Here is a 3,662-nt window from a genome sequence, read left to right as displayed (position 1 = left end):
GGTTTATTGGAAATTGAAAAAAAGGGTAAAGTGATTTTTGAAAATGATAAGTTTATTCGTATAAAAAAAGATGATGGTACTATTGAAAAAATATATAAAGATGGAAGATTAAAATGAATATGTTATCTTTTTTAGGAGAGACTCCAACAAATGCCTTACGTTTAGCACAAGAAAAATGTGGTGAAGATGCTATTGTTATTTCAACAAAAAAAGTATCTAATGCTAATGAAAGTGGTAAAGATATGTATGAAGTTGTTGTTGCTCTTGAAGATGAATATGATAAGAGAAATCTACAATATACAAAAAAAGCAATAACAAAATCTTCTGGAACAAATAAACCAATGCATGCAAATGTTTATGATTTTAGAGAAGAAATTCTTAAAATGCAAGGTGTTTTAGAACAAGTTCAAAAATCAATATGGAATCCTAAAAGTCAATTATATGATTTAAATATCCCTCCTGAATTTGTTGATATTTATAATCTTTTTGAAAAAAATGAATTTGATCAAGAAATGACTTATACCATAATGAAAAAAACAATTAAACAATTACCTATTTCATTAAAAGTTAATCCCTCAAAAGTTACAGATTTCTTTAAATTAGTTTTAAGACGAGTTATTCCCATTAAGCATGAATTACCATTAAGAAAACATCAAAGAAAAATAATAATGATGGTTGGTCCAACAGGTGTTGGAAAAACTACAACTATTTCGAAATTAGCAGCAAGATATGCATATAAACTAGGTCAAAACTATAAAGTTGGTATTGTTACTTTAGATTCATTTAGAGTTGGAGCAATTGAACAACTTCAAGCATATACAAATATTATGAGATTACCTCTTGAAGTAGTTAAAAAACCAGAAGGTTTATCAGAAGCATTATTAAGGTTAAAAGATTGTAATTATATTTTTATAGATACAGCAGGTTCAAGCCAATATGATGTTGATAAAATTGAACTAATAAATAAATATCAAAAGAAAGTTGATGAATTATCAATAGAAAAAATTTTAGTATTACCTGCAAATGTTAAATATAGTGATTTATTAGAAATCTATACAAACTATTCTAGATTAAATATTGATTATTTAACATTTACAAAACTTGATGAAACTAGAAGTTTTGGTAATCTTATTTCTTTTGCACATAAAACAAAAAAATCAATTACGTACTTTTCTATTGGTCAGAATGTTCCTGATGATTTAATTGTTTCTGATTCATCATTTTTAATTGAATGTTTTATGAATAATGCTTGTATACGGAGATAATATTTGTTTAATATGATATCTACACAAGCAAGTAAGTTAATAGGACTTACAAATAATGTAAAAACTAAATCAAAAACCAAATTAATTACAATAACATCAGGAAAAGGTGGAGTTGGTAAATCTACTTTTACAGCAAATATAGCATATTTACTAGCTCAAAAAGGTCTTAAGATAGCAGTTCTTGATGCTGATATTGGTTTAGCAAATATGCAGGTATTATTTGATATAAAACCTAAAACTACTTTTTTTGACTATATTGATGGAAGAAAATCTTTAGATGAAATTATTCTAAAAACTGAATATCCCAATGTATCTTTAATAGCAGGAAAAAGTGGATATGAATATTCGAATCATTCAAATACATTTGTATATACAAGGGTTGCAGAAGATATAATTGCATTAAATGAATTTGATATTTTATTAGTTGATACAGGTGCTGGGTTAAATGATTATGTAAAAGAATTTTTATCAATATCTGATAATATTCTAGCTTTAACAACAACGGATCCAAGTGCTTTAACTGATGTTTATTCTTTAATGAAAATGCTTTCATTAGGTAAATCTAAATTGATGTTATGTTTTAATCATACAAGAAATTATAAAATTGGTGAAACAATATCTAACTCTTTAGTAAAATTGGCACAAAAGAATAGACTAAATAGTGATTTTATGGTAGAATATATAGGTAATGTTTCTACATCTGCGCAAATATCGACAACCGGAAGGTTAAGAAAGTTATTCACAAAAGAGTTTATTTTGGATGAATCAACTAAACAAATGCAGGTTATAATAGATTATTTAATAAAAAATATTCACTAAGGGTTGGTTACGTGCGAGCATTTGATTTTTTTAATGCTTTTATTACTGTTTACATGAGAAGAAAATCATGGTAGTTGAACGTTTTTCACAAAATGTAATAAACAGTGGATTATTCCGTTTATATATAGGGACTGGATTTTTTGCAACATTAATATTTTTTGTTATTAATGCACAATTATTTACTCCACTTGAAATGATTATTGGAATTATGGCAATAACAACAATTTTAAAAGGTATTAGTAATATAATGCTTTCTATGATAATTTCTTTATTTAGTTTAGAAAATAAAAAAACTGAAATAGAATTTAATTACAATGAAGAAAAAATAGATGCAATGATGAATGAATTAAATGTTCAAGAGATAGTTGCAAGTGAAAAATCTTAAAAAATAGTTAAGGAAATAGTAAATGAATATTTCATCAATAGCAAATACAGTTAATTCAATAAATTTAAATAAACAAAATAATACAAATGAAGAGGGTCAATCTTTTCAAAGTATGTTAAATAACGCTGTATCAGATGTTAATAAACATCAAGTAGAAGGTTATAAAGCAATGGAAGGAATTGCAACTGGTAAAGTAGCAAATCTTCAAGAGGCTGTACAAAAAATTGAAGAAGCTGAATTATCACTAAAGTTAGGGCTTGAAGTAAAAAATAAAGCAATTAGCGCATATAAAGAAGTTATGCGAATGCAAATTTAATAAGGATAAATTATGGGTTTTTTTGATGGTTATAATGTTGCAACTTCAGGAATGAGTGCACAAAGAACTAGGATAAATGTTGTAAGTGCGAATATAGCAAATGCAAAAACTACTCACACTGAACAAGGTGGACCTTATAAAAAACAACAAGTTGTATTTGAAGATGTTTTATTACAAAGTGGTAAGAAAACAAATGCTAATGATGTTGAAATGAATAATAATTCAAATTCTGCACAATCTTTAAGAGGTGTAGGAGTTAAGGCAATAACTGAAACAAATAATGACCCAATTATGAGATATGAACCAAGTCATCCTGATGCAAATGAAGAAGGATATGTAGCTTATCCTGATATTAATCCTGTAATTGAGATGGTTGATTTAATTGAGGCTATGAGATCTTATGAAGCAAATGTTGCTTCTTTTAATACTCATAAAAATATTGATACAAAAACTTTAGAAATATTAAAAGCATAGATTATGATTAATCAAACAGGCAATATATTAGGTAATTCATCTTCAGAAAAAACAAATACAAAAACTGTATCAGATAATTCTCCTGCAAAAGAAAAACCTTCTTTCTTTGATACTTTACTTAGCAATAATAAAACAGTAGAATCTAAAGAAAACGATAAAAATCAAAATTTAGAAACTGATAAAAATACTCAAAGTAAAAGTTCAAATGAAAAAATATCTACTGATGAAAGTAGTATAAATAAAAAAGATACATCTTCATCTAAAGATAATTCAAAAACTACAGAAAAAATAAAAGATGAAGATTCTATTAAAAAAACAGATAATAATATAAAAGAAAAAGATCAGAATATAAGTAATGAGAAGAATCAAAATTCTGATAATAAATCCTCTCTTTCTTTATTAG

At 25.9% G+C, this 3,662-nt stretch carries 6 protein-coding genes; all 6 read left to right on the top strand.

Annotated elements, in window-relative coordinates; genetic code table 11:
• Window positions 1-113 precede the first annotated feature (113 nt).
• On the top strand, window positions 114-1,265 hold the full coding sequence (flhF, locus tag ACERKK_RS12180; protein WP_373773345.1) for a flagellar biosynthesis protein FlhF: 1,152 nt from the start codon (window positions 114-116) through the stop codon (window positions 1,263-1,265).
• Window positions 1,266-1,277: 12 nt separating this feature from the next.
• Window positions 1,278-2,084 (top strand): P-loop NTPase, encoded by an 807-nt coding sequence (locus ACERKK_RS12175; protein ID WP_373773346.1) that lies wholly within the window; start codon window positions 1,278-1,280, stop codon window positions 2,082-2,084.
• 67 nt (window positions 2,085-2,151) lie between these two features.
• Window positions 2,152-2,469, top strand: coding sequence for a hypothetical protein (locus tag ACERKK_RS12170; RefSeq protein WP_373773344.1), 318 nt, complete (start codon window positions 2,152-2,154; stop codon window positions 2,467-2,469).
• Window positions 2,470-2,491: 22 nt separating this feature from the next.
• Window positions 2,492-2,785, top strand: a complete 294-nt coding sequence (fliE, locus tag ACERKK_RS12165; RefSeq protein ID WP_373773343.1) for a flagellar hook-basal body complex protein FliE — start codon at window positions 2,492-2,494, stop codon at window positions 2,783-2,785.
• A 12-nt stretch (window positions 2,786-2,797) separates the two neighbouring features.
• Window positions 2,798-3,259, top strand: a complete 462-nt coding sequence (flgC, locus tag ACERKK_RS12160) for a flagellar basal body rod protein FlgC (RefSeq protein ID WP_373773342.1) — start codon at window positions 2,798-2,800, stop codon at window positions 3,257-3,259.
• A 3-nt stretch (window positions 3,260-3,262) separates the two neighbouring features.
• The coding region (locus tag ACERKK_RS12155; protein WP_373773341.1) for a hypothetical protein at window positions 3,263-3,662 on the top strand (400 nt) is incomplete at its 3' end.

This window comes from Poseidonibacter sp. (genome assembly GCF_041821165.1).
Lineage (GTDB): Bacteria > Campylobacterota > Campylobacteria > Campylobacterales > Arcobacteraceae > Poseidonibacter.
The sequence above is the reverse complement of the archived record's forward strand: the minus strand, read 5'-3'. Positions and strand labels throughout refer to the sequence as shown.

Bases quoted from the DNA above. Each gene is read 5' to 3' on its own strand.
- flgC (WP_373773342.1), top strand. From the start codon at position 2,798: ATGGGTTTTTTTGATGGTTATAATGTTGCAACTTCAGGAATGAGTGCA.
- ACERKK_RS12175 (WP_373773346.1), top strand. From the start codon at position 1,278: ATGATATCTACACAAGCAAGTAAGTTAATAGGACTTACAAATAATGTA.
- fliE (WP_373773343.1), top strand. From the start codon at position 2,492: ATGAATATTTCATCAATAGCAAATACAGTTAATTCAATAAATTTAAAT.
- flhF (WP_373773345.1), top strand. From the start codon at position 114: ATGAATATGTTATCTTTTTTAGGAGAGACTCCAACAAATGCCTTACGT.
- ACERKK_RS12170 (WP_373773344.1), top strand. From the start codon at position 2,152: ATGGTAGTTGAACGTTTTTCACAAAATGTAATAAACAGTGGATTATTC.